This is a genomic window from Nocardia sp. NPDC058499 (genome assembly GCF_042719915.1).
Taxonomy (GTDB): Bacteria; Actinomycetota; Actinomycetes; order Mycobacteriales; family Mycobacteriaceae; genus Nocardia.
The window spans coordinates 729,546-755,655 of record NZ_JBHXMZ010000003.1 but is presented as its reverse complement, the minus strand read 5'-3'; the positions used below and the strand labels follow the sequence as shown (position 1 = coordinate 755,655).

General features: G+C 66.1%; 20 protein-coding genes. 11 read left to right on the top strand and 9 right to left on the bottom strand.

Annotated elements, in window-relative coordinates:
• Nucleotides 1–88: 88 nt before the first annotated feature.
• From ACFWPH_RS13605 to ACFWPH_RS13590, 4 genes are all read left to right on the top strand, one after another.
• Nucleotides 89–934 (top strand): hypothetical protein, encoded by an 846-nt coding sequence (locus tag ACFWPH_RS13605; protein WP_378750625.1) that lies wholly within the window; start codon nt 89–91, stop codon nt 932–934.
• 166 nt (nt 935–1,100) lie between these two features.
• Nucleotides 1,101–2,090: a thioredoxin-disulfide reductase gene (gene trxB / locus ACFWPH_RS13600; protein WP_378750623.1), complete on the top strand. Its 990-nt coding sequence runs from the start codon at nt 1,101–1,103 to the stop codon at nt 2,088–2,090.
• A gap of 94 nt (nt 2,091–2,184) precedes the next feature.
• Entirely contained in the window at nt 2,185–2,517 is a 333-nt protein-coding gene (trxA, locus tag ACFWPH_RS13595) for a thioredoxin (RefSeq protein WP_378750621.1), read from the top strand.
• 175 nt (nt 2,518–2,692) lie between these two features.
• Nucleotides 2,693–3,886 (top strand): N-acetylmuramoyl-L-alanine amidase, encoded by a 1,194-nt coding sequence (locus ACFWPH_RS13590; protein ID WP_378750619.1) that lies wholly within the window; start codon nt 2,693–2,695, stop codon nt 3,884–3,886.
• A gap of 21 nt (nt 3,887–3,907) precedes the next feature.
• Here ACFWPH_RS13590 and ACFWPH_RS13585 read toward each other — a convergent pair whose 3' ends face one another.
• The 9 genes from ACFWPH_RS13585 to rpmH form a co-directional block, all read right to left on the bottom strand.
• The gene (locus ACFWPH_RS13585; protein ID WP_280418617.1) at nt 3,908–4,633 is read right to left on the bottom strand and encodes a GNAT family N-acetyltransferase; all 726 of its coding nucleotides are present in this window, start codon (nt 4,631–4,633) and stop codon (nt 3,908–3,910) included.
• 215 nt (nt 4,634–4,848) lie between these two features.
• Nucleotides 4,849–5,865 (bottom strand): ParB/RepB/Spo0J family partition protein, encoded by a 1,017-nt coding sequence (locus tag ACFWPH_RS13580; protein ID WP_378750617.1) that lies wholly within the window; start codon nt 5,863–5,865, stop codon nt 4,849–4,851.
• A 47-nt stretch (nt 5,866–5,912) separates the two neighbouring features.
• The gene (locus tag ACFWPH_RS13575; protein WP_378750615.1) at nt 5,913–6,920 is read right to left on the bottom strand and encodes a ParA family protein; all 1,008 of its coding nucleotides are present in this window, start codon (nt 6,918–6,920) and stop codon (nt 5,913–5,915) included.
• A gap of 1,451 nt (nt 6,921–8,371) precedes the next feature.
• Entirely contained in the window at nt 8,372–9,121 is a 750-nt protein-coding gene (gene rsmG, locus ACFWPH_RS13570; RefSeq protein ID WP_378750613.1) for a 16S rRNA (guanine(527)-N(7))-methyltransferase RsmG, read from the bottom strand.
• A 182-nt stretch (nt 9,122–9,303) separates the two neighbouring features.
• Nucleotides 9,304–9,855: a protein jag gene (locus tag ACFWPH_RS13565; RefSeq protein ID WP_280418615.1), complete on the bottom strand. Its 552-nt coding sequence runs from the start codon at nt 9,853–9,855 to the stop codon at nt 9,304–9,306.
• A gap of 80 nt (nt 9,856–9,935) precedes the next feature.
• Nucleotides 9,936–11,030 (bottom strand): membrane protein insertase YidC, encoded by a 1,095-nt coding sequence (gene yidC / locus ACFWPH_RS13560; protein ID WP_378750611.1) that lies wholly within the window; start codon nt 11,028–11,030, stop codon nt 9,936–9,938.
• A 4-nt stretch (nt 11,031–11,034) separates the two neighbouring features.
• Nucleotides 11,035–11,382 (bottom strand): membrane protein insertion efficiency factor YidD, encoded by a 348-nt coding sequence (gene yidD, locus ACFWPH_RS13555; protein ID WP_378750609.1) that lies wholly within the window; start codon nt 11,380–11,382, stop codon nt 11,035–11,037.
• Nucleotides 11,379–11,774 carry a ribonuclease P protein component gene (rnpA, locus tag ACFWPH_RS13550; RefSeq protein WP_378750607.1) on the bottom strand — a complete coding sequence of 132 codons (396 nt, stop codon included), beginning with the start codon at nt 11,772–11,774 and terminating at the stop codon, nt 11,379–11,381. The genes yidD and rnpA overlap by 4 nt, the downstream gene beginning before the upstream one ends.
• A gap of 98 nt (nt 11,775–11,872) precedes the next feature.
• Nucleotides 11,873–12,016 (bottom strand): 50S ribosomal protein L34, encoded by a 144-nt coding sequence (gene rpmH / locus ACFWPH_RS13545; RefSeq protein WP_084492389.1) that lies wholly within the window; start codon nt 12,014–12,016, stop codon nt 11,873–11,875.
• 567 nt (nt 12,017–12,583) lie between these two features.
• Here rpmH and dnaA point away from each other — a divergent pair.
• The 7 genes from dnaA (at nt 12,584) to ACFWPH_RS13510 (ending at nt 26,084) form a co-directional block, all read left to right on the top strand.
• Entirely contained in the window at nt 12,584–14,842 is a 2,259-nt protein-coding gene (gene dnaA, locus ACFWPH_RS13540) for a chromosomal replication initiator protein DnaA (RefSeq protein WP_378750605.1), read from the top strand.
• 1,708 nt (nt 14,843–16,550) lie between these two features.
• Entirely contained in the window at nt 16,551–17,726 is a 1,176-nt protein-coding gene (dnaN, locus tag ACFWPH_RS13535; RefSeq protein ID WP_378750603.1) for a DNA polymerase III subunit beta, read from the top strand.
• Between the two features lie 187 nt (nt 17,727–17,913).
• Nucleotides 17,914–19,146, top strand: coding sequence for a DNA replication/repair protein RecF (gene recF, locus ACFWPH_RS13530; protein WP_378750601.1), 1,233 nt, complete (start codon nt 17,914–17,916; stop codon nt 19,144–19,146).
• Nucleotides 19,147–19,489: 343 nt separating this feature from the next.
• Nucleotides 19,490–20,056 carry a DUF721 family protein gene (locus tag ACFWPH_RS13525; RefSeq protein WP_378750599.1) on the top strand — a complete coding sequence of 189 codons (567 nt, stop codon included), beginning with the start codon at nt 19,490–19,492 and terminating at the stop codon, nt 20,054–20,056.
• A 307-nt stretch (nt 20,057–20,363) separates the two neighbouring features.
• Entirely contained in the window at nt 20,364–22,409 is a 2,046-nt protein-coding gene (gyrB, locus tag ACFWPH_RS13520; protein WP_378750597.1) for a DNA topoisomerase (ATP-hydrolyzing) subunit B, read from the top strand.
• A gap of 72 nt (nt 22,410–22,481) precedes the next feature.
• A complete protein-coding gene (gyrA, locus tag ACFWPH_RS13515; protein ID WP_378750595.1) occupies nt 22,482–24,983 on the top strand; it encodes a DNA gyrase subunit A in 2,502 nt (833 codons plus the stop codon).
• A 39-nt stretch (nt 24,984–25,022) separates the two neighbouring features.
• Nucleotides 25,023–26,084, top strand: coding sequence for a DUF3566 domain-containing protein (locus tag ACFWPH_RS13510; protein ID WP_378750593.1), 1,062 nt, complete (start codon nt 25,023–25,025; stop codon nt 26,082–26,084).
• The last annotated feature ends 26 nt before the right edge of the window (nt 26,085–26,110 follow it).

The window sequence follows — 26,110 nt, the reverse complement described above, 5'->3', positions numbered from 1 at the left end:
GGGATGTACTCACCGGGAGTGCAACCGCAGACCCCAGGAATCGACACCCGAGCCAGATGGACGCAGCAGAATTGGAGGTGCGAAGGACATGAGCCCCGTTCCGCAACCTCCTTTCCCCGCGGAGTTGCTCGCCGATCTGCACGCCGGAAATCTCGACCCCGAACTCGAGGCCCGGCTCTGGCCGGCGGTCCGCCGGGATCCGGACGCCCGCCGTTATCTCGAATCGCTCGATGCGTTGCGCACATCTCTCACCGGCCTCGCCGAGTCCGACCGGGTGGTCCGGCCGATGCCGCCCGATATCGCCGCCCGACTGGAGGCGTTCGCCGAATCCCTCGGAAGCGAAGCGGGTCACCAGACCGGTGCCGATACCGCCGGGGCGGTGGAGGCAACTGTGCCGCTCGGCGATATCCCGGCACCGGCGCTCGCCGCAGGGTTCGGTGCTGCGGACGCGGACCGGTCCGCGTCGGGGGCCGAGCCGGCCGGTGGGGCGCCGATACCGCTGGACGCTCATCGTCGGCGCCGGCGGATCGCCGCCACGATCGCCGCGGCCGCCGCGATACTGATCTGCGCCGGCGCCGCGCTGTTCGTCGGCGTCCGGCCCGAGGGCGAAACGACGCCGACTGCCGCCCCCACCGGCACCGCGGGCACGGAACCGGGCGCCGAGTTCGATACGGCGATCGCGCTGCGCGCTCTGGGCCGCCACGATGTGCCCGGCCGGCTGGCCGACCCTGCAGCCCTTACCGCCTGTGTCCGCGCCGCCGGGGTCGATCGCCCCGTACTCGGGTCCAGCGAGATGAAGTTCCGCGACCGGGACGATGCGGTGCTGATACTCGTCGGTGGGCGAAACGGCGCGCAGATCACCGCGCTCGTCGTCGGCCCCGGATGCGGGCCGGGCAACCCGGAGTTGCTGACCCCGATCACCGATATCGGCTGAGAAACCCCCGGCTCACCGCGGCCGGTGCAGCCACAGTTCCCGAACTGCCCGTCGCCCGGCCCATACGAGCTCGGGTCGCGGCCCGGTACGGGCCGCCGCCGGGAACAAAGCCCGTCTACCCTGTTGTTGACCGAAACGTCCCCATCAGATTCTCCGGAAGGGTCCCATGAGCACGCCAGTTCGCGACCTGATCATCGTCGGCTCGGGGCCGGCCGGTTACACCGCCGCCGTGTACGCCGCCCGCGCCGAACTCGAGCCGCTGGTGTTCGAGGGCACCCAGTTCGGCGGCGCCCTGATGACCACCACCGAGGTCGAGAATTTCCCGGGTTTCCGCGACGGAATCATGGGCCCCGATCTGATGGAACAGATGCGAGAGCAGGCCAAACGCTTCGGTGCGGATATCCGCACCGAGGACGTGGACGCTATCGATCTGAGCGGCCCGGTGAAGAAGGTCACCGTCGGAGACGATGTCTACGAGGCACATGCGGTGATCCTGGCCATGGGGTCGGCCGCCCGCTATCTGAATGTCCCCGGTGAGCAGGAACTGCTCGGCCGCGGTGTCAGCGCCTGCGCCACCTGCGACGGCTTCTTCTTCAAGGGCCAGGACATCGTGGTGGTCGGCGGTGGCGATTCGGCGATGGAAGAAGCGCTCTTCCTCACCAAGTTCGCCTCCAGCGTCACCGTCGTACACCGGCGTGACGAATTCCGGGCCTCGCGCATCATGCTCGAACGCGCCAAGAACAACGAGAAGATCCGGTTCCGCACCAATGCCGAAGTGACACAGGTGCACGGTGAGACCAGCGTCACCTCGTTGACCCTGCGCGATACCCGTACCGGAGAAACCTCCGAGCTCCCCGTCACCGGCCTCTTCGTCGCCATCGGTCACGACCCGCGCAGCGAACTCGTCCGCGGCCAGGTCGATCTGAACGCGGAAGGCTATGTCCTGGTACGTGATCCGGGCACCGAGACCTCGGTCTCCGGCGTCTACGCCGCGGGTGACCTCGTGGACCACACCTATATGCAGGCCATCACCGCCGCCGGCACCGGCTGCCGCGCCGCCATCGACGCCGAACGCTGGCTGGCCGAAAAGGGCGATATCACCAGCAATACGCTGCCGCACGCCGACCAGCCCGTCGCCGTTTCCGCAGCCGATTGAGTCCGCAGGGCTCACCGGGCAACTGAGCCGCGGGGTTCGGTTGCCCGCCCCAGCCCCGGGCGCACGGGCGTCCGGAGAACCAAGGAGAACAGCCATGTCCGAGACCACCAACACGGTCACCGTCACCGATACCTCGTTCGCCGATGCTGTCCTGCAGAGCGAGAAGCCGGTGCTGGTCGATTTCTGGGCCACCTGGTGCGGACCGTGCAAGATGGTCGCTCCGGTGCTGGAGGAGATCGCGGGCTCGCACGCCGACAAGCTCACCGTCGCCAAGCTCGATATCGACGCCAACCCCGGTACCGCCCGCGATTACCAGGTCATGAGCGTGCCGACTATGATCCTGTTTGCCGGTGGCAAGCCGGTGAAGCAGATCGTCGGAGCCAAGGGGAAGGCCGCACTCCTGCGGGAAATCGAAGACATCATCTGACGTCTCGAATAGGCCATCCGGCGGCCGTCACGCGGCGACGCGCCGTAGTATGCCCTGACCAAGATTGTCGAATCCCGGTCCGGGTCTGACAGAATCGACCACGCTCCGTCGTGCGAGGGTGTACGCCATCGCATGAGTGGGTACCCGGGATTGACGGAAGGAAGGGCCCTCACGCATGCACCGACTTCGTCACGGCGACACCGGTCCAGCCGTAGCAGAGGTTCGGAGCACCCTGGCGAGTCTGGGGTTCCTGCACGCGCACAACGGCGCGCAGACCAATGGTTCGGACGAGTACTGGAAAGACACCGAAGCCACCTTCGATTATCAGCTGGATTCCGCGGTGCGTGCCTTCCAGCAGCACCGCGGGCTCCTGGTCGACGGTGAGATCGGTCCCGCGACGTATCGTGCGCTGAAAGAAGCGTCCTATCGTCTGGGTGCCCGCACCCTCATCTACCAGCTCTCCGCGCCGCTGTACGGCGACGATGTGGCGACCCTGCAGCGCCGGCTGCAGGACCTCGGTTTCTATGTGCACCGGGTGGACGGTTTCTTCGGCCCGCACACCCACGAGGGCCTGACCTCGTTCCAACGTGAAATCGGGCTGGCCGCCGACGGTATCTGCGGTCCGGACACGTTACGTTCGCTCGAACTGCTCGGCGCCCGGGTCACCGGCGGTAATCCGCATCGGATCGCCGAGGAAGAAGTGGTGCATCGGGCCGGTCCGCAGCTCACCGGCAAACGTATCGTCATCGATCCGGGTCTGGGTGGGCCCGATCGTGGCCGCGGCGTTCCCACCGAGTTCGGCGAGGTGTACGAACAGGAGATCCTGTGGGATCTGGCCAGCCGGCTGGAGGGCCGGATGGCCGCCACCGGCATGGAAACGTTCCTGTCCCGCCCGTGGGGGAGCAACCCCACCGATGCCGAACGCGCCGAAACCTCCAATGCTTTCGACGCGGATCTGATGATCTCCCTGCGGTGCGCGTCCAATTCCAGCCCTATGGCCAACGGTGTGGCCGGGTTCTATTTCGGCAATTCGCACGGGTCCGTATCCATGATCGGGCAGGTGCTGGCCGGATTCATTCAGCGTGAAGTAGTGGCCCGGACCTCGCTGCAGGACTGCCGGACCCATCCGCGTACCTGGGATCTGCTGCGCCTCACCAAAATGCCGACGGTGCAGGTGGATCTGGGTTACGTCACCAACCAGTACGATGCGTCGGTGCTGGCCGATCCGCGGATGCGCGATGTCATCGCGGAAGCGATCCTGATTTCGGTGAAGCGGCTCTATCTGCTGGGTCAGGACGATCAGCCCACCGGCACATACACTTTCGCCGAGCTTCTCGCCGAGGAACTCGCCGCCGCCGACAGCGGTTAGCGAATCCCCCGGCCATCGGCCTCAGAGAGTGAGGATCCGGGTCGGCACGGTCATCGACGCGGCGGCCAGCAGCTGGTCGAGGGCTCGCTCGACATCCTCTTTCCAGCCGTGATCGGTATCGAGTTCCAGCCGCAACCGGGGGAAACGGTGATGCGGTTGCACTACCTCGAACCCGACCTCCTGCAGGAAATCGGCGTCGATCATGCAGTTCTCCGGGCTGCACTCCATGACCGAACGCCGGGCTCCGCGCCCCGGAACACCGATTCGTTCCATGAGGCGCATGGTCCCGGTAGGACGGTCGGAGAGAGCGGTGCTTGCGTGTGCTCCCCGGATCCCGAACGCTTCCAATGCGCGCACGCCGCGACGGACCAGGTCGGTGACGACCCCCTGCACCATCCGGTAGGCGATATCGCCGTCCAGGTCGGGGTACTCGGTGCCGAGAGTGGTCAGCAAGATGGCGTCGGGGCTCACCGGGGAGGTGGGGAAGAGGCCGGCCCGCGGCACCACCCGGGGCGGCGCATAGAGTGCACAGCCGACGGTCTTGTCATCGATCGTCGCGAGTTGCCCGCACGAACCCCATTCGAGCATCACCGTCGAGATCCAGGCTTCCTTCTCGAATACCGGATCGCTGAAACCACTGGAGTCCGCGGCGACCGCCGGGTCGATCTCCCAGAACACACACCGACGGGCGTGCGCCGGCAGCCGGCTGATGCTTTCCAGGGTTAGTCCTGTGACGCTGGTCGACACCGCTCTGCTCAGCCTCCAGCTATCCGATTCGTCTATGCTCACGCCGCATCAATGGTTTCTCGCCAGCAAGAATATGCGATCAAGCGAACCCGCCTCATTCCGCGTCACTAAGTCTTCGGTCAAGGACTGCCTCGGCGCATCGGCCCCTCGACCCATTCACTGTCACAGTGACGTTTCATGGCCGAGGCAGAGTATGCGGACAACAAGCCGAAATTTCAATTGTTCAGCGAAGTTTGCAGCATCATTCCGACGATCCGCTCCAGATCGTCCACCGACCCGAACTCGACAACAATCTTGCCCTTCCGCTTCCCTAGACTCACCGACACCTGCGTATCGAAAGAGGACGACAGCCGGTCGGCGACATCCTGTAAACCGGGGGAGTGGATAGGCGGCCGACGCGGCGCGGGCGGCTTGGCCGGTTCCTGTTCCCGGTTCGCCAGCTTCACCGCTTCTTCGGTGGACCGCACCGAAAGCCCCTCGGCGACGATCCGGGCGGCCAGCACCTCCTGGGTGTCCGCACCACCCTCCAGACCGAGCAGTGCCCGCGCATGCCCGGCGGACAGCACCCCGGCCGCGACCCGGCGCTGCACCGGGATCGGTAGCTTCAGCAGTCGGATCATATTGGTCACCACGGGCCGCGAACGCCCTAGTCGCGACGCCAGCTCCTCCTGGGTAACCCCGAACTCCTCCAGCAACTGCTGATAGGCTGCCGCCTCCTCGAGCGGGTTGAGCTGCACGCGATGGATATTCTCCAACAGTGCATCGCGCAGCATGGCGTCATCGTTGGTTTCCCGGACGATGGCGGGGATAACCTCCAGCCCCGCCTCCTGGCAGGCCCGCCAGCGTCGCTCACCCATGATGAGCTGATAGCGGTCGCCACCCGGCTCCAGCTCCCGGACCACGATCGGCTGCATCAAACCGAACTCGCGAATCGAGTGGACCAGTTCGGCGAGCGCCTCATCGTCGAAATACTGACGGGGCTGCTTCGGATTGGGCTCGATCTTTCCGGGCGCGATTTCCCGGTACACCGCGTCCCCCGCGGAGGTCAGATCGGCGCTCTCCACGGGTTCGGGAACCTGGTGCAGATAGGTGGAGGCGGGGCGCGGCCCCGGATCCAGACCGATCACCGCATCAGCGGCCTCGGTGCCCAGCCCGGTCGCCACCGGAGCCGGGCCGGTCGGAATCAATGCCGCGAGACCGCGTCCCAGCCCACCCTTTTTCGACTGACTCACCGGCCTACCCTTTCCATTACCCGCATCCACAGCCATGCCCGGTCCGTTCACTGAGCGCCTTCTGTGAGCGCCGCCTGCCGCGCCGCGCCACGCGCGGCCATTTCCCGCCCGGCATCCAGATAGCTGAGGGCGCCGCGGGAACCCGGGTCGTAATCGAGAACTGTCATACCGTATCCGGGCGCCTCGGAGACCTTGACGCTGCGCGGAATCACCGACCGCAGCACGACGTCCCCGAAATGGCTGCGCACCTCTTCGGCCACCTGATCGGCCAGTTTGGTCCGGCCGTCATACATCGTGAGAACAACGGTCGATACATGGAGTTCGGGGTTCAGATGCGATTGGACCAAGCCGATATTCCGGATCAACTGGCCTACGCCCTCCAGGGCGTAGTACTCGCATTGGATCGGGATCAGGACTTCCCGGGCCGCGACCATGGCGTTGATCGTGAGCAGACCCAGCGACGGCGGGCAGTCGATCAGCACGAAATCGATGTCGTAGCCGGCGATATTGGCTTCCTGGATAGCGCCTTTGAGTCGCGCCTCCCGAGCCACCATCGAGACCAGTTCGATCTCGGCACCGGCGAGGTCGATCGTTGCCGGAATGCACAGCAGGTTGTCGCTGTGCGGGCTCTGCTGGATCGCGTCCTGAACCTTGATCTCGCCGATCAACAGTTCGTAGGTCGACGGAATACCGGAATGATGCTCGACGCCGAGCGCGGTGCTGGCGTTACCCTGCGGATCGAGATCGATCACGAGCACCTTCATCCCCTGATGCGCCAGGGCTGCGGCCAGATTGACCGTTGTCGTAGTCTTGCCGACTCCGCCTTTCTGGTTGGCTACAGTGATGATGCGTTGCTCATGAGGTTTCGGCACTGTCACCTTTCCTGGATGCATTAACTGGCTCGCCCGATGCGCCTCGGCAGCGATCGGCGTCTCGGTGGGGGAGATATGGCCATACGGTGTGCTTCCGAATGCCTCAGGGCCGATATTGCTGCCATCCAGCATTCCCGGCACGCGCGATGTTTCCCGTGAAACATTCGCTGAACCGTTCGACATAGACCGCTCCTAACGCGAGAACTGCAAGATCACGTGGCCTGACAGACGCCGGCGCCGTGTCGTCGAAACAAGCCGTACTGGACCGAACGACGATCCACGACCACGACTGCGACATCCGTGCGGGACGGGTGACTTCGCTGCACTGCGTGGTCACGCGAAGCTACCTCCTCCGACGCGGACACCGAGCCGCCGGTCGACCGAACGGAGCTGCACCGCTGCAACACCAAGATTCCTCCGTGGCACCGACGCTCACGCCCGACGTCCAATAGCTTGCCAGCAGCGGGCCCGAGAAGAAAGCTGAATCGCTGCGACGCGCCCGCGACACGCGGAACTGCTCCGAATTCATCGCCCGGAAACGCGTTCGGTGCCTCGCCGGTACCCACGAGGCGATGTTTCACGGGAAACATCGGCCGATCCGGGGCGCCGGTATTCACCCCACCCGACGGCTTCGCTCTTCCCAGAGCCGCCCTCGACCGAATGCCGGCACGGAAGCGCCGGTTGTGTCAGCGGCGCCCGCACATCGGGTTACCGCCACAACAGTCTGTTTTCCTCTGCCTGGGCGCCGAAGGGATTTCCGAGCGGTCTCCCGCCTTTCACTACGTCCGGCGTGGAATATCCGCGCGCTCGATGAACCTCTACAACCTCGAGCGCCGGCGCGTGGGGTCGCTGCGGACCGAATGATGGTGGCGGTGCGGATCTGTGTCCACGATTCGACCGGAGGGTCACGCGTCCTTCGTCACGGTGACGGCGACCCACTCGGCGCATGCACGTCCGCCCCAGGCGGCTCCACGCATCTTCCGACACAGTCGTGGTGGACCGCGGTTCACTCTCGGGTTTCTCAATGTTTCCCGTGAAACGTCAGCTTCAGCCTAGGAACACCGCAGCATTCACCCGCGACCTGGCATACGATCGGTGCCGCCGCCGGCACTGCGGGTTGAGCCAGGACACCCTGCGCTGGTACGACCGCAGCGCGCCCTGCTCTCCCATCGCCTCGAAACGCCGCGACCGCCCCTGCCGCCGATGCGCTGTTCCGGGTCGTTCGAAAGCCGGCGGCGCATACTCGACTATTCGCCAGACCTGCCTGGGAATGCCGACGTACCGTGCGCGTCGCGATAACGTCGCGCGCTCCGCGCGAAGAGAGCCGGGCGTACGGCGTACCCCCGGCATGCGTCGGCGGCCCCATTAGAACCTCGGGCCTCGTCATGGGGCCGTCTCATCGGGCGGCCCACGCCGTCCTTGCGCCTGAGCTCCCGGCAGCACTGTTCCCGCTGACCCGGCGCTGGGTGCATTGACCCGCGGGCATCCTGATCCATATGTCGGAAAGGCCGACTCGCGCGCCCCGGCCCCAGCTCCGGGATGAAGCTCCCCGACTGCGGGGTAACGCGCAAGCAGATGTTTCACGGGAAACATCGATGCCGCAGTGGGGGAGCAGGGAAGAATGGGAACCGGGATCAGAGTTGACCTGTTTCGGACCGCCGCTGCGCTCGGGTGCGTTTCTTCGGCCGCTTGGACGGCCGCTCCGAACGCCGCAAGCGTTCGGCGGAAAGAACGACCGTGGGAGGATCGATAATCCCCGCACCGCATTCCAGCACCGCGAAGTTACCGGCCCCCGCTCGTTCGACCGCCGCGCGATCGCGTCCCAGTTCCTCGGCGACACTCGCCCCCTTGAGCGCGAGCATATGTCCGTGCTCATGCAGCAACGGGACAGACCATTCCGCCAACTTCGCCAGGGGCGCGACGGCTCGGGAGGTCACCACATCGGCTCCGCCCGCTTCCTGGATCACCCCGGGCTGCTCCGCCCGACCCCGCACCACAGTGATATCGAGTCCCGCCGCGTCGATGAACTCCTTGAGGAAGACCGTTCGGCGCAGTAATGGCTCGACGAGGGTGATCCGGAGGTCCGGGCGGGCGAGGGCCAGCGGAATTCCGGGCAACCCCGCACCGCTACCGATATCGACCACCGAGGCTCCCTCGCCGATCAGTTCGCCGACGACCGCGCAGTTGAGGATATGCCGCTCCCAGAGGCGGGGCACTTCTCGCGGGCCGATCAGTCCACGCTCCACCCCGGCGGTGGCGAGAGCGGACCAGTAGTCACACGCCGATCCCAGGCGCTCGCCGAAGACGGATTCCGCTTCCGCCGGCGGCGGCGACTGCGACACCACGGCCGCCGAATCGCCGGGTTCTGGTTTCACGTGAAACACCCTTCTGTTCGATCGTGATCGACGAGCTCGAGCGGATAGACCCACTACGTTCTCTCACCGTAGCCCCCAGCCACCGGACCGTTCTCGACCAGCCGGACCTGGACACGCGAAGGGCCCGAGTCCCTGCGACTCGGGCCCTTCGTATCCACCGGTCTTCCGGCTACTCCGCCGGTGCGGGAGACTCAGTCCGGTATGACGACAACGCGCCGGTTCGGCTCCACGCCCTCGCTCTCGCTGGCGACCCCGTCGATCGCGGCGACCGCGTCGTGCACGATCTTGCGTTCGAACGGAGTCATCGGGGCGAGCTGCTCCGGCGAGCCGGTATCCAGTACACGCTGCGCGGCCGCCGCGCCCAGGGCGCTCAGGTCCGCGCGCCGCTTCGCCCGCCAGCCCGCCACATCGAGCATCAACCGGCTCCGCACCCCGGTCGCCTGCTGCACGGCGAGCCGGGTCAGTTCCTGGAGTGCGTCGAGTACCTCACCGCTGTGCCCGACCAGTTTCGACAGATCCTTACCGCCGTCGATACTGACCACCGCGCGATCACCTTCGACGTCGAGGTCGATATCACCGTCGAAGTCGAGCACATCGAGAAGTTGTTCGAGGTAGTCGCCCGCGATCTCGCCCTCTTCGATAAGCGCTTCCTCGGCGTCGCCCGCGGAATCCACGGCGTCCGGCTCGACCACGGTCGAGGATGCGCTGGCGGTGGTGTCGCCACCTTCGGTCTCGAGTGTCATATGTTTCCTTTATCTGCTCGCCGGGACACCGACCACCCGTCGGCCGGTGTCCCGATCACAAGGGGGTCTGCGGGGAAGGGTCAGCGACGTCGCTTCTGGTTGGCGCGGCCCCGGTTGCCGGACCGCTTCTGACCACCCGGCCGGCGCTGGCCCGACTGTTTGGGTTTGGCGTTCGTCTTGGCAGGACTCGAACCGTTCGCCTCGGCCGCACCGTCGGCGGCCGCGTCCTCGGAACCTTCGGCCGGTTTGGCCGGCTGCTTCTTCCGGGTGTCGACAGGCTTCGCGCCGGGCTTGGGGGCGTTCTGCGCCTGCTTCTCCATTTTCGCCTGCTTTTTGGCCTCGTCCTCCTTGGCCATCCGGCCGAAGACGAGATGCTGCTGGCCGTAGGTCCAGATGTTGTTGGACACCCAGTACAGCAGGACGGCGATGGGCAGGAACGGACCACCGATCAGGACACCGAACGGGAAAACCCACAGCGCCAGCTTGTTCATGATGGCGGCCTGCGGGTTGGCCGCCGCCTCGGCGCTCTGCCGGGCGACCGACGCGCGTGCGTTGAAATGAGTCGCGACCGCGGCGATCACCATGAGCGGGATCGCGACCGCGGCGATACTGACCCGGCTCGGGGTACCGCCGTAATCGGCGAAGGCCTGCAACTCTTCATACGGCGCGGTGATGAACGCGGAGATCGGGGCACCGAAGATACGGGCGCTCAGGAACGACTGGACATCGTCGACATTGAAGACGTAGTTCGGCGTATGCGCGTTGGTGTACGGGTCCATACCGAGCTGGCCGAACCCGGTGCCGGTGCGGTTGAACGAACGCAATACGTGGAACAGACCGAGGAAGACCGGCACCTGGGCCAGGATCGGCAGGCAGCCCATGAGCGGGTTGAAGCCGTGGTCCTTCTGGAGCTTCTGCATCTCCAGTGCCATCTTCTGGCGGTCGTTCTTGTACTTCTTCTGCAGCTCCTTGATCTGCGGCTGCAGTTCCTGCATCTGTTTGGTGGTACGGACCTGCCTCACGAACGGCTTGTAGAGCACCAGACGCAGCGTGAAGACGAGGAAAACCACGGACAGCGCCCAGGACAGGCCGTTATCGGCCCCGAACGCGAAGCCGAATACCCGATGCCAGAACCAGAGGATCCAGGACACCGGGTAGTAGATGAAATCGAGCACGGCTCTATGCACTCCCGTCGGTAGTGTCACCGATCACCGCGTGCGGTGATCCCTTACAAGCTTTGGGCCGCGGGTCGTCGTGGCCGACACTGCGCTGCCGCTCCGGCACGGGATCCCATCCACCAGGGTGCCAGGGCGCGCATTTGGCCAAACGCACGACCGTCAGTCCGACGCCGACAATGAGTCCACGGGTGCGCAGGGCGGTCACCGCGTACTCGCTACAGGTGGGAGTGAATCGGCAGACCGGCATCCGGGTGGGGGAGACGTAGGTCCGGTACAGCTCGATCGAGAAGATCAGAATATTTGCCGGCCATCGGGCGACCGCGGCCATCGGTGAGGTACGGGCGCTCATAGCGGGGTGCCCGCATCGGCCGCCGCTGAGAGGTCGAGCCTGCGTAATCCGCTACGCAGCTGGCGGCGTAGCTCATCGCTGTCGGCGCCGGCGGCGCCGGGGAGAGCGCGAATCACGATATCCACCTCGGCGGAGATATCCGCGGTCAGTTCGGCACAGATATGACGCAGGCGGCGGGCCACGCGGTGCCGGACGACCGCGGGACCCACCGCCTTGCTGACGATCAGCCCGAATCGCGGGCCACCGAACCGGACCCGGACGCCGGGATCTCCCGGATCCGGGAGATCCACCAGAACATGGACGACCAGGTCCCGCTTTCCCGCGCGCCGGCCGCGCCGTACCGTCCGGGAGAAATCGGCACGCTGATGCAGCCGATGCGGCTCAGGAAGCACCCGGGCACCCGGACATCATCGAAGCCGCCGAACCGGCAGTTTTACCGGCGGCGTAGGCCACGAGGTTCGGCGGGCCGGGCATCGAGCTCGGTCGGAAATCAGGCGGTGAGGCTGGCGCGGCCCTTACGGCGCCGCCCGGAGACGATGGCGCGGCCCGCACGGGTCCGCATCCGGAGACGGAAACCGTGGACCCGCGCCCGACGACGGTTGTTCGGCTGGAACGTCCGCTTGCCCTTGGCCACGGTCAACACTCCTCGAATTGGTGGGCACCCGACGGCGCCCGAAGCTTTCGGTGATTCTCTCGATGTCGGTTCGGCGTCACCGCCCTGGAAGGTGGTCAGCACAGGACGGTCACCACGCCGAGGGTGACTGTACGAGGGTACTTATCCAGTTCTACCGGGTCAAACTCACCCCCCAGGGGCGATCACGGACGCGCGCGACCTCCGGCCGGTGAGCGTCGGCGGTGGCAATAGTCACCCTCGGGCCCTACGCCCGGGAGACGGGCCGCAGGTCGAGCATCCGCACCCGGTCCGGCGCAGCGCGCGACCGCAACGGCGGTCCCGGGAGATTGTCCACATCTGTGGATAATTGTGTGGAAATACCCTGTGAATGGCATATTCGTAGGGCCGACGGTGCCACGCCGCAGCCGGAAGAGGGGGTTCCGGGCAGCGCCCCGGGCGCCGTATCCGTCGGATGCGGCAGGTCCGGTGAGCGACGTATGCGGTGTCACTGGAACGAACCAGTACAGTAGACGCACCGCGAGCCCCGGACGTCTGCGCCGAGCAACCGACTCCCGGGGAGGACACTGGATGGACGACGAGCAGAACGTACTGGCCACCGTGTGGCCGGAGGTGGTCACCGAGTTGACCACCGGTTCGCCCGACGGTGCCATCGGCGCGGTGACCCGAGCCCAGCAGGCCTGGCTCAAATTGGTGAAACCGCTGATGGTGGTCCAGGGTTTCGCCCTGCTCTCGGTTCCGTCCTCGATCGCCCAGGAAGCCATCGAACGCGATCTACGTGAACCCATCCTGCGCTCGCTGGGCCGCCGGCTCGGTCCCCAGGTGGAGGGTCTCGGCGTTCGGATCGCCGCCCCGTTACCCACCGCCGGGTCCGAACCCGGGCCGCCGCGGCATGCCCGGATGACGAGCCGTCCCGAGCCCGTCAACACCCGGCCGGAGACATTCGGCGGTAACGGTCCGGGGCGGGCGCCCACCGGTTTCACCCCCGCGGCGACCGAACCGCCGTGGCGTCCCGAACCGATCCGGGAACCCGAGGCCGGCACTTATCCCGCGCGTGGCCTCGTGCGCGGTCCCGATTTCCCGGGTGGGCCGAGACAGCGCGACGAGCCTCGCTTCCCGGCCGCGGATTTCTCACACGAAGCCGAATTGCCGTTGACCGGTGAACTGCCCCGTAACCCCGGCCGCCCACACGGCCCGGAACCGTCCGGCGCCGATCCCGTGCGGCGCTCGGCCCTGCCCGAGTTGCCGCACGGCGCGGAACCCGTACCGGGCACCGAGTTCCGCACGCACGACAGCGACTTCACGCGCGCCGACTCGCACGAGACCGACCCGCCGACCGTGGAAACCTATGCCACGCCCCGCGCCTACCCTCGTGACTATCCACCGGCGGCCGAGTACACCCGGGAACCCGAGTACGAACGGGACCGCGAGTATCCGCGCGCCGACTATCCCGACAGCTACCCGCCCGGCCGCACCGACCTCGGCGAAACGGTGGGCAACGGCCGGGAACCGGGCGTTGCGGCCCGGGAGCCGGTAGCCGATCTCGACCCGGACCTGCCGCCGCGCCGGACCGCCCGCCCGGCCCAGGAAACACTTTTCGCACCCGATATCCCGGCCGATACCGCGCCCCGGGATCCGCTGCGCGACCCCGACCGGGACAGCCTGCGCGAAAGCGTCCGCGATTCGGGTATCGACCCGGCACCGGACAGCCACCGCGACGACGAGACAGTGGTCAACGTCCGGGATTCCTGGCCGACCTTCTTCGCCAAGAGCTCCGATTCCGGTGATACGGCCAAACCGTCGGCGAGCCTGAACGCCAAGTACACCTTCGAAACCTTCGTCATCGGTGCGTCGAACCGCTTCGCCCACGCTGCGGCGGTTGCCATCGCCGAGGCGCCCGCCCGCGCCTACAACCCGTTGTTCGTCTGGGGTGCCTCCGGCTTGGGTAAGACCCACCTGCTGCATGCCGCCGGCCATTACGCGCAGCGGTTGTTCCCGGGGATGCGGGTCAAGTACGTCTCCACCGAGGAATTCACCAACGACTTCATCAACAGTCTGCGTGACGACCGGAAGGTGGCGTTCAAACGCCGCTACCGCGAAACCGACATCCTGCTGGTCGACGATATCCAGTTCATCGAGGGCAAGGAAGGTATCCAGGAGGAGTTCTTCCATACCTTCAACACGCTGCACAACGCGAACAAGCAGATCGTGGTGTCCTCGGATCGGCCGCCGAAGCAGCTGGCCACCCTCGAGGAGCGGCTGCGGACCCGGTTCGAATGGGGGCTGATCACCGATGTGCAGCCACCGGAGCTGGAAACCCGGATCGCGATCCTGCGCAAGAAGGCGCGGATGGATCGCCTGGACGTACCGCACGATGTGCTGGAGTTGATCGCCAGCCGGGTGGAGCGCAATATCCGCGAACTCGAGGGCGCGTTGATCCGGGTCACCGCGTTCGCGTCGTTGAACGGCCAGCCACTGGATCAGTCGGTGGCCGAGGTGGTGCTGCGCGACCTGATGCCCGAATCGCAGGACGTCGAGATCACCGCGTCGACGATCATGGGCGTCACCGCCGAGTACTTCAATACGTCGATGGAGGAGCTGACCGGGCCGGGTAAGGCGCGTCCGCTGGCTCAGGCCCGCCAGATCGCGATGTATCTGTGCCGGGAACTCACCGATCTCTCGCTGCCGAAGATCGGCCAGGCGTTCGGCCGTGACCATACGACGGTCATGTACGCGGAGAAGAAGGTCCGTAAGGAGATGTCGGAGCGGCGCCGGGTCTACGACCAGGTTCAGGAACTCACCGCCCGTATCAAACAGCGCTCCCGTTGATTCGCCGGCCGCGGCGGTAAGCGAGTCGATCCGCCCGCCCACAGCTACCCGACAGATCACACCTGTCCGAGTGCGCTGTGGCGCTCCCACCCGGTTCGCCGGGCCCCGAAACCACCACGCTTCCCGTGGGCCAGGAGGACCGGCATCGGCGCCATCGTGGCGCCGAACCACCGGCCAGGCCGGTGAGACACCGACGAACCCGATCCTGTGCCCGCCGGTGCTGTTCCGCGGCATCGCGGATGGAAGTGGCGTGGTCGCCGGCCGGTGTAGCCAAGGAACTGGGTCCAGCCCTCTGCGGGCAGATATGAGCGGCATGTCGAGTCGACGCCCCAGGCCTCGGCCGGCTCAGGCCCGGGCCTGAGCCGCCGGAGCCTTCCTCCGCCGGAGTGCGAATCCCATGGCGGCGACCTCGATGAGCGTCCGGACTGCGGCCCTGGCCGCAGTCGTATACCCATCCCCGCGTATACCCATCCCCGCCCTCGGTTGCCGGCCGCCGTGGGAGGCGACGGTGGAAGTTCTGCTGCCGCAAGCAGCTTCGCGAAGCCGTGCCGAGAGCGTCCGCCGGTGCTGCGGTGACGGTACGTGCGCCGCGCGGGCGTGTCGGAAGTATTCACAGGTGTGTCGCTAACATCCTGTTAAGGCCTTGACCAGGCATTTTGGGATGAACTCGGCTGTGGAATCCACAGGTTATCCACCAGTCCATCCACAGCCTCGGGGGGCTCGGGTGCGCAGGTTGTCCACAGCCTGTTTATCCACAGTTTCCACAGGCGATTTCATCCACACCCACTGAGCTGCGCTCTTCCGGTCAGAGGCCTGGGGACAGCCTGTGGATTCCTCGAGGAATCCTCGAGGAATCCACAGGTTATCCACTGATTCGTACACAGTGTGCACAACTGCCCGGATTCTGGGGAACAACATGGGGATGAACTGTGGATGCTGTGTGGACAACAAAACCTGTCCACAGGCTGCCCCGATTCATCCTCGAGTTATCCCACGGCAGTCCACAGGCGGACACGCCGTACGAGCTGGGGAAATAGCGGAAATCCACAGTTTCCACAGGGCCTATTACTACCCCTGTTCTTCATCTAGAAAATTTCTCTTGAAAACAGGCTGTGTGGACAAGTCTCGAACGCACCGCACGAAGCGAAGAGGTCCGGGAACCACACAAGGACGGGCGGAGCCAGACTTCGCGAACACTCGCCGCGTCCGTCGCGGCCCCGCGCGGCACCGTGACTGTCGCGGGTCTGAAAGGCGTTCGGGGTCCGAGGACTGAGCTGCCACGGACCGGTCGCCCCTTGGCAGATCCGCCCACGCCCGTCACGCACCCCGGCCATCTCCGTGCAACCGCGGGCGGCTCACATGCTCCGCTGTTCACAGCTTTCTTCCGGGATACCTGTGGACGGACCTTCGCCTCGCCGATCCGCGGACTGCCCACACATATGCACAACACGCCCGTGAGCTAACCGGACCCTTTGTGTGGGCTGGTCCGGTGCCGGTGCGACGACGTATCCTCCACACGGAGGGGCGGCCGATCCGGTGCGGCGAAACGGGGTACGGTCTTAAGTCGGTCGCTGTGCCAGAATTCTCCGGCGGGTCGGCCGGCGCCGCGGCCGCCGTAACATCGCCGTGCGGCGGAATCGGCGCGGCGGGATATGCGGGGGCAGCACAGCCACCGATCCACACTGAACGGGAGAGGACACCTCGGGCGATGGACCTTGCAGGCATGAAGTTTCGGGTCGCGCGTGAGGATTTCGCGGAATCGGTCACCTGGGTGGCGCGCAGTCTGCCGTCTCGCCCGCCGGTCCCGGTTCTCGGCGGAGTCCTGCTGGTCGCGGACGACGACGGGCTGACCGTCTCCGGATTCGACTACGAGGTATCGGCTCAGATGCGGGTGGCCGCCGAGGTCGCCGGACCGGGCAAGGTGCTGGTCTCCGGCAAACTGCTGGCCGATATCACCAAGGCACTGTCGAACAAGCCGGTGGACGTCTCCGTCGACGGCAACCGCGTGCTGATCCAGTGCGGTAGCGCCAAGTTCTCCCTGCCCACGATGCCGGTCGAGGATTATCCCCAGTTGCCCGAGGTGCCGCAGTCCAGCGGGCAGCTCGTTGTGGATGTGTTCGCCGAGGCCGTGGGCCAGGTTGCCGTCGCGGCCGGGCGCGACGATACGTTGCCCATGCTGACCGGTATCCGGGTGGAGATCGAGGGCCCGGAGGTGGTGCTGGCGGCGACCGACCGGTTCCGGCTCGCCGTACGCCATATCCAGTGGCAGCCCGCACGTACCGATATCGAAACCGCGGTGTTGATCCCCGCTCGCACCCTCTCCGAATCCGCCAAGACGCTCGGCGCCTCCGATCAGCCGGTCCAGCTCTCGCTGGGCTCCGGCGCGGGCGCAGACGGCCTCCTGGGCATCGTCAACGGGGGCCGCCGGACCACCACCCGGCTGCTCGATGCCGAATTCCCGAAGTTCCGGCAGCTGCTGCCCAAGGAGCACACATCGATCGCCACCCTGGAGGTGGCCACGCTCACCGAGGCGATCAAACGTGTCGCGCTGGTGGCCGAGCGTGGCGCCCAGGTGCGGCTGGAGTTCTCCGCCGAGGGATTGCAGCTGTCGGCGGGTGGCGACGATGCCGGGCGCGCCGAGGAGTGGCTGACCGCCGACTTCCGGGGTGAGCCGTTGACCATCGCCTTCAACCCCGGATATCTCATCGACGGCCTGTCCGCGTTGCACTCGGACCGGGTCACCTTCGGGTTCACCACGCCGAGCCGTCCCGCTGTCCTGCTCCCGGCCCGCGAGGAGGAGCCGGAACCGCTCGAGAGTGGTGCGTATCCGGCCCTGGACAGTGACTACATCTACCTGCTGATGCCGGTCCGGCTGCCGGGCTGAGCGGGCGTGGGTTCGGCAGCGCTGCGCCGGCGCCGATCCACGCCGGCCGCCGGGGTGCCCGTCACCACCGTGATCGCGGGATGCCGGCAGAGCGATATCTCCGCAAACCCGCGCCGCGACCTGCGCCGACGTAAGTTATCCACAGCTGTGGATAACTTCGTGGCCGCTTGTTGGATGGTGTGAATCGGTGCATATTCGTGCTCTGACCTTGCATGATTTCCGTTCCTGGGAACACGCTGAGATCGAGTTATCCACAGGGCCTACGGTTTTCCTGGGTGCGAACGGCAACGGTAAGACCAACCTCCTGGAGGCCCTCGGCTATCTGTCGACGCTCGGCTCACACCGCGTATCCGCCGATGCCCCGCTCATCCGAACCGGTGCCGAACGGGCCCGGATCGGCGCCAATGTGATCAACCTGGGCCGTGAGCTCCGTGTCGATGTGGAACTCAACCGCGGCGCCGCGAACCGGGCGCAGATCAACCGGTCACCGGTTCGCCGGCCACGGGAGATTCTCGGCATCCTGCATACGGTGCTGTTCGCGCCGGAGGACCTGGCCCTGGTGCGCGGCGACCCGGGGGAGCGGCGCCGCTTCCTCGACGAGTTGTGCACCGCCCGCCGCCCCGGCCTGGCCGGTGTCCGCGCCGATTACGACCGGGTGCTGCGGCAGCGGTCGGCGTTGCTGAAGACCGCGGGCCGGTCCGGGCGGGCCGACCTCGGCACACTCGATGTGTGGGACGGCCACCTGGCCGGTCATGCATCGGTTCTGCTCGCCGAACGGCTGCGCCTGGTGCACGACCTGCACCCGTACGTCACTCGCGCCTATGCGGCGCTGGCCCCCGAATCGCGCCCGGCGACCGTGGGGTACCGCAGCGCCGCGCTGCCGGCCGAACTACTCGATCCCGCGCGTGAGCCGAGCTCGGATGATTCCGCGGTACTCGAACAGGTGCTGCTCTCCGAGATCGCCCGGGCACGTTCCAAAGAACTCGACCGAGGTGTCTGCCTGGTGGGCCCGCACCGCGACGACCTGGACCTCATGCTCGGGGATACGGCGGCCAAGGGATTCGCCAGCCACGGGGAATCCTGGTCGTTCGCGCTGGCTCTGCGCCTTGCGGCGTTCGACCTGCTGCGGGCCGTTGGATCCGAACCCGTCCTGCTGCTCGACGACGTCTTCGCCGAACTGGACCGCCGCCGCCGGACCGCCCTCGCCGCGGTCGCGGCCGATGCGGAGCAGGTACTGATCACCGCCGCTGTGCCCGAGGATGTGCCCGGCGAACTGGCGGGGACCACCCTGCGGGTGACGACCACCGGTGACCCCGAACACCGGGTCTCCGCCCTCGCCGGGGAGCCGTCGGCAGAGTCTGCGCAGCCTGGCGAGGAGAACCCGCCGCAGTCCGTCGCCGGCGAACGGTCAGCAGGGTGAACACGCAGCGGCCGGTACCTTGCACCTGGGCCGCGGCATTCGTAGAGTGAGCCGATGCGCCGGGCCGTTATCCCCGTCCGGCTCTCAGTGCAGAGTTATCCACAGCCTGTGGATAACTTATCGGCCCAGGTCGTCGGCCCGCACCCCGGTGCAGACCCGGTGCGATCGGCGGCAACCTGCGCCGGCTATCGAAACACCCACCCTGAACAGGGGTTATTCCCTGGGATGGGGTGTACGCCCGATGATGGAGAGTCGATCCCGAGGTGTCACCTCCGGATGTGTACAACTCGAGCAGATGCCGGCCGACCCTGGGGATAACTCGGCTGGTGAGCGGAGCGCGACGATGACCGATCGGCCCGGAACACCCGGTGGCGCCGTACCGCCGGCCGAACCGGAGTTACGCGGAATCGACCTGGCCCGCCGTGCACTCGAAGAGGCACGCGCGGCCGCGCGAGCGAGCGGCAAATCCGTGGGCCAGGGACGGTCGTCACCCCGCCGGAGCTCCCGGAGCGGAGCCCGCCGGCGTAGCGGTTGGTCGGGGCCGCGCCCCGACGAGCGCGATCCGCAGCCGCTGTCCAAGCTCGCCACCTCCATCGCGCGTAGCCGTGGCTGGTCCACGAAGGTGGCCGAGGGGACGGTATTCGGGCACTGGTCCGGTGTGGTCGGTGAGGACATCGCCGCCCATGCGAAACCGGTGAAGCTCGAGAACGGTGTGCTGAGCGTGGCGGCCGAGTCCACGGCCTGGGCCACCCAGCTCCGGTTACTGCAGGCACAGTTGCTCGCGAAGATCACCGCGGCCGTCGGGCCCGGGGTGGTCCGCTCGTTGCGTATCTCGGGGCCGACCGCACCGAGTTGGCGTAAGGGCGAACGGCATATCCGCGGCCGGGGTCCGCGTGACACCTACGGGTAGCCCCCGTTTCGCCTGTATCGCGAGGCCGCGCGGTCCGGTCGCCTTCAGTGAACTCTCAGGACGAATCTGATGGTCCGAAAACGGCCGCGTCGCGAGGGGACCCGTGCCGGTCCGATTTCTCCCATCCTGGGAGCCGTCAGGGGTGTCGCAGATGCACTGTAAATTGGGCTGCGAAGTAAGATGGAAACGTAAATCAGCGGCGATACCTTCGGCGCGTTGTGTGCAGCCCTCTTAGCTGTCCCGGGCCCACGTGCGCTGTCCCACCCGCCGTCCCGGGGAACATGCAAGTAAGGAGAGCTACCGACCAGTGGCTGCCAAAGACTCCAAAGCATCAGGTTCGAGCGCATCGAACAAAAAAGATTACGGTGCCTCCTCCATCAAGGTCCTGGAAGGCCTCGAGGCGGTGCGGCTGCGCCCGGGCATGTACATCGGCTCCACCGGCGAGCGTGGCCTGCACCACCTGATCTGGGAGGTTGTGGACAACTCGGTCGACGAGGCGATGGCCGGCCACGCCACCAAGGTCGAGGTCACACTCCTCGCCGACGGTGGTGTCCAGGTCGTCGACGACGGTCGCGGTATCCCGGTGGCCATGCACGAGCAGGGCATCCCGACCATCGAAGTCGTCATGACCCAGCTGCATGCCGGCGGTAAATTCGACTCCGATTCCTACGCCGTTTCCGGTGGTCTGCACGGTGTGGGTATCTCGGTGGTCAACGCCCTGTCGAGCCGGCTCGAAGCCGAGATCGATACCGACGGCTACCACTGGAGCCAGACCTACAAGGACGCCGTCCCGGGCCAGCTGGTCCAGGGTGAGGCCACAAAGGCCACGGGCACCACGATCCGGTTCTGGGCCGATCCGGCAGTGTTCGAGACCACGACGTACAACTTCGAGACGGTTTCGCGGCGGCTGCAGGAGATGGCCTTCCTGAACAAGGGCCTGACCATCGTGCTCACCGATGAGCGGGTCAGTGCCACCGAGGTCACCGACGAAGTGGTCAGCGAGACCGCGGAAGCACCCAAGCACGACGAGGGCGGCGAAAAGCCCACGCTCGAGCACAAGGTGAAGACCCGGACCTACCACTACCCGGGAGGCCTGGAGGATTTCGTCCGCCATATCAATCGGACGAAGCAGCCGATTCACAACTCGGTCGTCGGGTTCAACGGTAAAGGCCCCGGTCACGAGCTCGAGGTGGCGCTGCAATGGAACTCCGGCTACTCCGAATCGGTCCACACCTTCGCCAACACCATCAACACCCATGAGGGTGGCACCCACGAAGAAGGTTTCCGTGCGGCGCTGACCACCGTCGTCAACCGGTACGCCAAGGAGAAGAAGCTCCTCAAGGACAAGGACGGCAACCTCACCGGTGACGATATCCGGGAAGGCCTGGCCGCGATTGTCAGCGTGAAGGTGAGCGAGCCCCAGTTCGAGGGCCAGACGAAGACCAAACTGGGTAATACCGAGGTCAAGTCGTTCGTGCAGCGTGCCTGCAACGAACACCTTGCGCACTGGTTCGAGGCCAACCCGGCCGACGCCAAGACCATCGTGAACAAGGCGGTGTCCTCGGCGCAGGCCCGGCTCGCCGCCCGGAAGGCGCGGGAGCTGGTGCGGCGCAAAAGCGCCACCGATATCGGTGGCCTGCCGGGCAAGCTGGCCGACTGCCGGTCCAAGGATCCGAGTAAATCCGAGATCTACATCGTCGAGGGTGATTCCGCCGGCGGATCGGCCAAATCCGGCCGCGATTCGATGTATCAGGCGATCCTGCCGCTGCGCGGCAAGATCATCAATGTCGAGAAGGCCCGGATCGACAAGGTGCTCAAGAACGCCGAGGTCCAGGCGATCATCACCGCCTTCGGCACCGGTATCCACGACGAATTCGATATCGCGAAACTGCGCTATCACAAGATCGTGCTGATGGCCGATGCCGATGTCGACGGCCAGCATATTTCGACGCTACTGCTGACTCTGCTGTTCCGCTTCATGCGCCCGCTCATCGAACAGGGGCATGTGTACTTGGCCCAGCCGCCGCTGTACAAGCTGAAATGGCAGCGCTCCGACCCCGAGTTCGCGTACTCGGACCGGGAACGCGACGGTCTGGTCGAAGCGGGACTGGCGGCCGGTAAGAAGATCAACAAAGACGACGGTATCCAGCGATACAAAGGTCTCGGCGAGATGAACCCGAAGGAACTGTGGGAAACCACCATGGATCCGTCGGTCCGGGTCCTGCGCCAGGTCACGCTGGACGACGCGGCTGCCGCCGACGAGCTGTTCAGCGTCCTGATGGGTGAGGATGTCGCCGCTCGCCGCAGCTTCATCACTCGTAATGCCAAGGACGTCCGCTTCCTCGACGTGTAGGCCCGGCGGTTTCGCCCGCAGCGCATACCACGCGCGGCTTCCGCCGTTTATCGCCAGTACCTAGGAGATCGAATGACCGATACAACATTGCCGCCGGAGAGCGCGGGCGACCGGATCGAGCCGGTCGATATCCAGCAGGAGATGCAGAACAGCTATATCGATTACGCGATGAGCGTGATCGTGGGCCGCGCCCTGCCCGAGGTCCGCGACGGCCTGAAACCGGTGCACCGCCGGATCCTGTACGCGATGCACGACAACGGGTACCGGCCCGACCGTAGTTATGTGAAATCCGCCCGCCCGGTCGCCGACACCATGGGTAATTACCATCCGCACGGCGACTCGGCTATCTACGACACCCTGGTGCGGATGGCACAGCCGTGGGCGATGCGGTACCCGCTGGTGGACGGCCAGGGCAACTTCGGCAGCCGCGGTAACGACGGTGCGGCCGCCATGCGTTACACCGAGTGCCGGCTCACCCCGCTCGCGATGGAACTGCTGCGCGAAATCGATCACGACACCGTCGATTTCATCGCGAACTACGACGGTAAGACGCAGGAACCGGTCGTTCTGCCCAGCCGTGTGCCGAATATGCTGATGAACGGCAGCAACGGTATTGCGGTCGGGATGGCGACCAATATCCCGCCGCACAACCTCAACGAGCTGGCCGAGGCCATCTATTGGGCGCTGGACAACCACGAAGCCGACGAGGAAGCCACGCTAGCGGCCTGTATGGAGCGGGTGAAGGGGCCGGACTTCCCGACCGCCGGCCTGATCGTCGGTACCCAGGGCATCCACGACGCCTACACCACCGGACGCGGTTCCATCCGGATGCGCGGTGTGGTGGAGATCGAAGAGGACGCCCGCGGCCGCACCACCATCGTCATCACCGAGCTGCCGTACCAGGTCAATACCGATAACTTCATCAACGCGATCGCCGAGCAGGTCAAGGACGGCCGGATCGCCGGGGTGTCCGATATCCACGACGAATCGTCGGACCGGGCCGGTCTGCGCATCGTGGTCACCGTCAAACGGGACGCGATCGCGAAGGTCGTGCTGAACAACCTGTACAAGCACACCCAGCTGCAGACCAGTTTCGGCGCGAATATGCTCTCCATCGTCGAGGGCGTGCCCCGCACGCTGCGGCTGGACCAGATGATCCGGCTGTACGTCGCCCACCAGCTCGAAGTCATCATCCGGCGCACCCGCTACCTGTTGCGTAAGGCCGAGGAACGGGCGCATATCCTGCGTGGACTGGTCAAGGCGCTGGATCAGCTCGACGCCGTGATCGCGCTGATCCGCCGGTCGGCCAATACCGAGACCGCGCGTACCGGCCTGATGGAACTGCTGGATATCGACGAAACCCAGGCGACCGCCATCCTGGATATGCAGCTGCGCCGGCTGTCCGCGCTGGAACGGCAGAAGATCGTCGACGAACTGGCCAAGCTCGAGGCCGAAATCGCCGATCTGAAGGACATTCTGGAAAAGCCGGAGCGTCAGCGCGCGATCGTCCGGGACGAACTGGCCGAGATCGTCGAACGCTACGGCGACGAACGCCGGACACTGATCGTCTCCGCCGACGGTGATGTGGCCGACGAGGATCTGATCGCCCGTGAAGACGTGGTCGTCACCATCACCGAAACCGGGTACGCAAAACGAACGAAGACCGATCTGTACCGCAGCCAGAAGCGTGGCGGCAAGGGTGTGCAGGGCGCTGGGCTGAAACAGGACGATATCGTCCGGCACTTCTTCGTGACTTCGACCCACGACTGGTTGTTGTTCTTCACCAACAAGGGCCGGGTGTACCGGGCCAAAGCATATGAACTGCCGGAGGCCAACCGCACGGCACGCGGGCAGCATGTGGCGAATCTGCTGGCTTTCCAGCCGGACGAGAAGATCGCCCAGGTGATCCGGATCAAGTCTTATGAAGACGCGGCCTACCTGGTGCTGGCCACGGAGAAGGGTTTGGTCAAGAAATCGCGGCTGGTGGACTTCGATTCCAACCGCAGCGGCGGCATCGTCGCGGTGAATCTGCGCGACAACGACGAATTGGTCGGCGCCGTACTGTGTTCCGCCGAGGACGATCTGCTGCTGGTATCGGCACAGGGACAGTCGATCCGTTTCTCCGCCACCGATGAGGCATTGCGTCCGATGGGCCGCGCCACCTCGGGTGTGCAGGGTATGCGGTTCAATGCCGACGACGCGCTGCTGTCGCTGAATGTGGTCCGTGACGGGACATACCTGCTGGTCGCGACGTCCGGTGGTTATGCCAAGCGCACCGCCATCGAGGAGTACACGGCGCAGGGGCGCGGCGGAAAAGGTGTATTGACCATTCAGTTCGACGCCCGGCGTGGCACCCTGGTGGGAGCGCTCATCGTCGACGACGACGACGAGTTGTATGCGATCACGTCCAGCGGTGGGGTTATCCGCACTGCCGCCCGGCAGGTGCGTAAGGCCGGTAGGCAGACCAAGGGCGTGCGATTGATGAACCTCGGCGAGGGCGATACCTTGCTTGCGATCGCACGTAACGCCGACGAGCCCGAGCAGATCGACGGTGGCGGTTCCCCCGAGCAGTAAATCCATATCGGCGGCAAAGAACGGATCCGAGGATTCCCATTGACCACTCCGAAACAGCCGAGCGACGAGCGGCAGCAGACGAACGGTGTGACCGAGAGGGTCACTCCGTCCCCGATTTCGCCGCGCCCGAACCAGCGGGCGGGCGATGCCGCGGACAACGACCAGGCGGGGGGCGGGCAGCCGGGCGGTAATGCGTCCGGCGGCGCGCCCACCGACGGTTCCGCGCCCGAAAATCAGGAGCAGCAGGGCGAATTCGCGTCCGAATCGCGTAATGCCGGATCGCCGAACCCCGGTCCTCAGGGGTCCGGCGACCAGAATCAGCAGTCCGGTGGCGGTAACGGTAGCGACCAGGGCCGGTTCCAGGAGGGCTGGTCGCAGTTGCCGCAGCGCGAGCCGCAGTCCAATCTGCCGCGCCCGGGCCATACCCCGGTGGGCGGGGCCCAGCCGCGTTCGGTCGGGCTGAGCGGCGGGGTCACCAATGCCCGCACCACCAGCGATCTGGCGGCCAAGGCGGCCCGTAAGGAAGCCGCCATGGCCAAATCCGTTGGCCTGGACGGACCTACCCGCAGCATCGCCCGGCCCGAGCTGGCCAAGGATATGCCCGATCTCTCCGAGATCCGGCATCCGTTGCCGCCCGAGCAGCACACCTCGCCGCCGGCCTACACCCCGCCGGTGTCGTCGTCGGGGCCCACGGGGTCGGCGGCGGCTCCTCGGGGCCTACCGCAGGCGGTTCTGGGTGGCGAACCGTTGCGGGCCACGGTCCAGGTCCGGCGGATCGATCCGTGGTCGACACTGAAGATCACCCTGGTGATCAGTATCGCCATGTTCTTCGTCTGGATGATCGCGGTCGCGCTGCTGTACATGGTGCTGGCGGGGATGGGTGTCTGGGAGCGGCTCAACAGCACCTTCACCGATATGGTGTCGCCGGACAGCGGCTCGGTCGGGCTCATCGACGCCGGGACGGTCTTCGGCTATGCCGGGGTGATCGGGCTGATCAACGTGGTGCTGTTCACCGCGCTGGCGACCGTCGGGACGTTCATCTACAACCAGTGCTGCGATATGGTCGGCGGTATCCAGGTCACCCTGGCCGACCCCGACTGAATCCGGTCGGGGCGGCAGCCGGTGCC

Bases quoted from the DNA above. Each gene is read 5' to 3' on its own strand.
- dnaN (WP_378750603.1), top strand. From the start codon at position 16,551: ATGGACCTTGCAGGCATGAAGTTTCGGGTCGCGCGTGAGGATTTCGCG.
- ACFWPH_RS13525 (WP_378750599.1), top strand. From the start codon at position 19,490: ATGACCGATCGGCCCGGAACACCCGGTGGCGCCGTACCGCCGGCCGAA.
- yidD (WP_378750609.1), bottom strand. From the start codon at position 11,382: ATGAGCGCCCGTACCTCACCGATGGCCGCGGTCGCCCGATGGCCGGCA.
- trxA (WP_378750621.1), top strand. From the start codon at position 2,185: ATGTCCGAGACCACCAACACGGTCACCGTCACCGATACCTCGTTCGCC.
- gyrA (WP_378750595.1), top strand. From the start codon at position 22,482: ATGACCGATACAACATTGCCGCCGGAGAGCGCGGGCGACCGGATCGAG.
- trxB (WP_378750623.1), top strand. From the start codon at position 1,101: ATGAGCACGCCAGTTCGCGACCTGATCATCGTCGGCTCGGGGCCGGCC.
- ACFWPH_RS13575 (WP_378750615.1), bottom strand. From the start codon at position 6,920: ATGTCGAACGGTTCAGCGAATGTTTCACGGGAAACATCGCGCGTGCCG.
- ACFWPH_RS13565 (WP_280418615.1), bottom strand. From the start codon at position 9,855: ATGACACTCGAGACCGAAGGTGGCGACACCACCGCCAGCGCATCCTCG.
- dnaA (WP_378750605.1), top strand. From the start codon at position 12,584: ATGGACGACGAGCAGAACGTACTGGCCACCGTGTGGCCGGAGGTGGTC.
- ACFWPH_RS13605 (WP_378750625.1), top strand. From the start codon at position 89: ATGAGCCCCGTTCCGCAACCTCCTTTCCCCGCGGAGTTGCTCGCCGAT.
- ACFWPH_RS13590 (WP_378750619.1), top strand. From the start codon at position 2,693: ATGCACCGACTTCGTCACGGCGACACCGGTCCAGCCGTAGCAGAGGTT.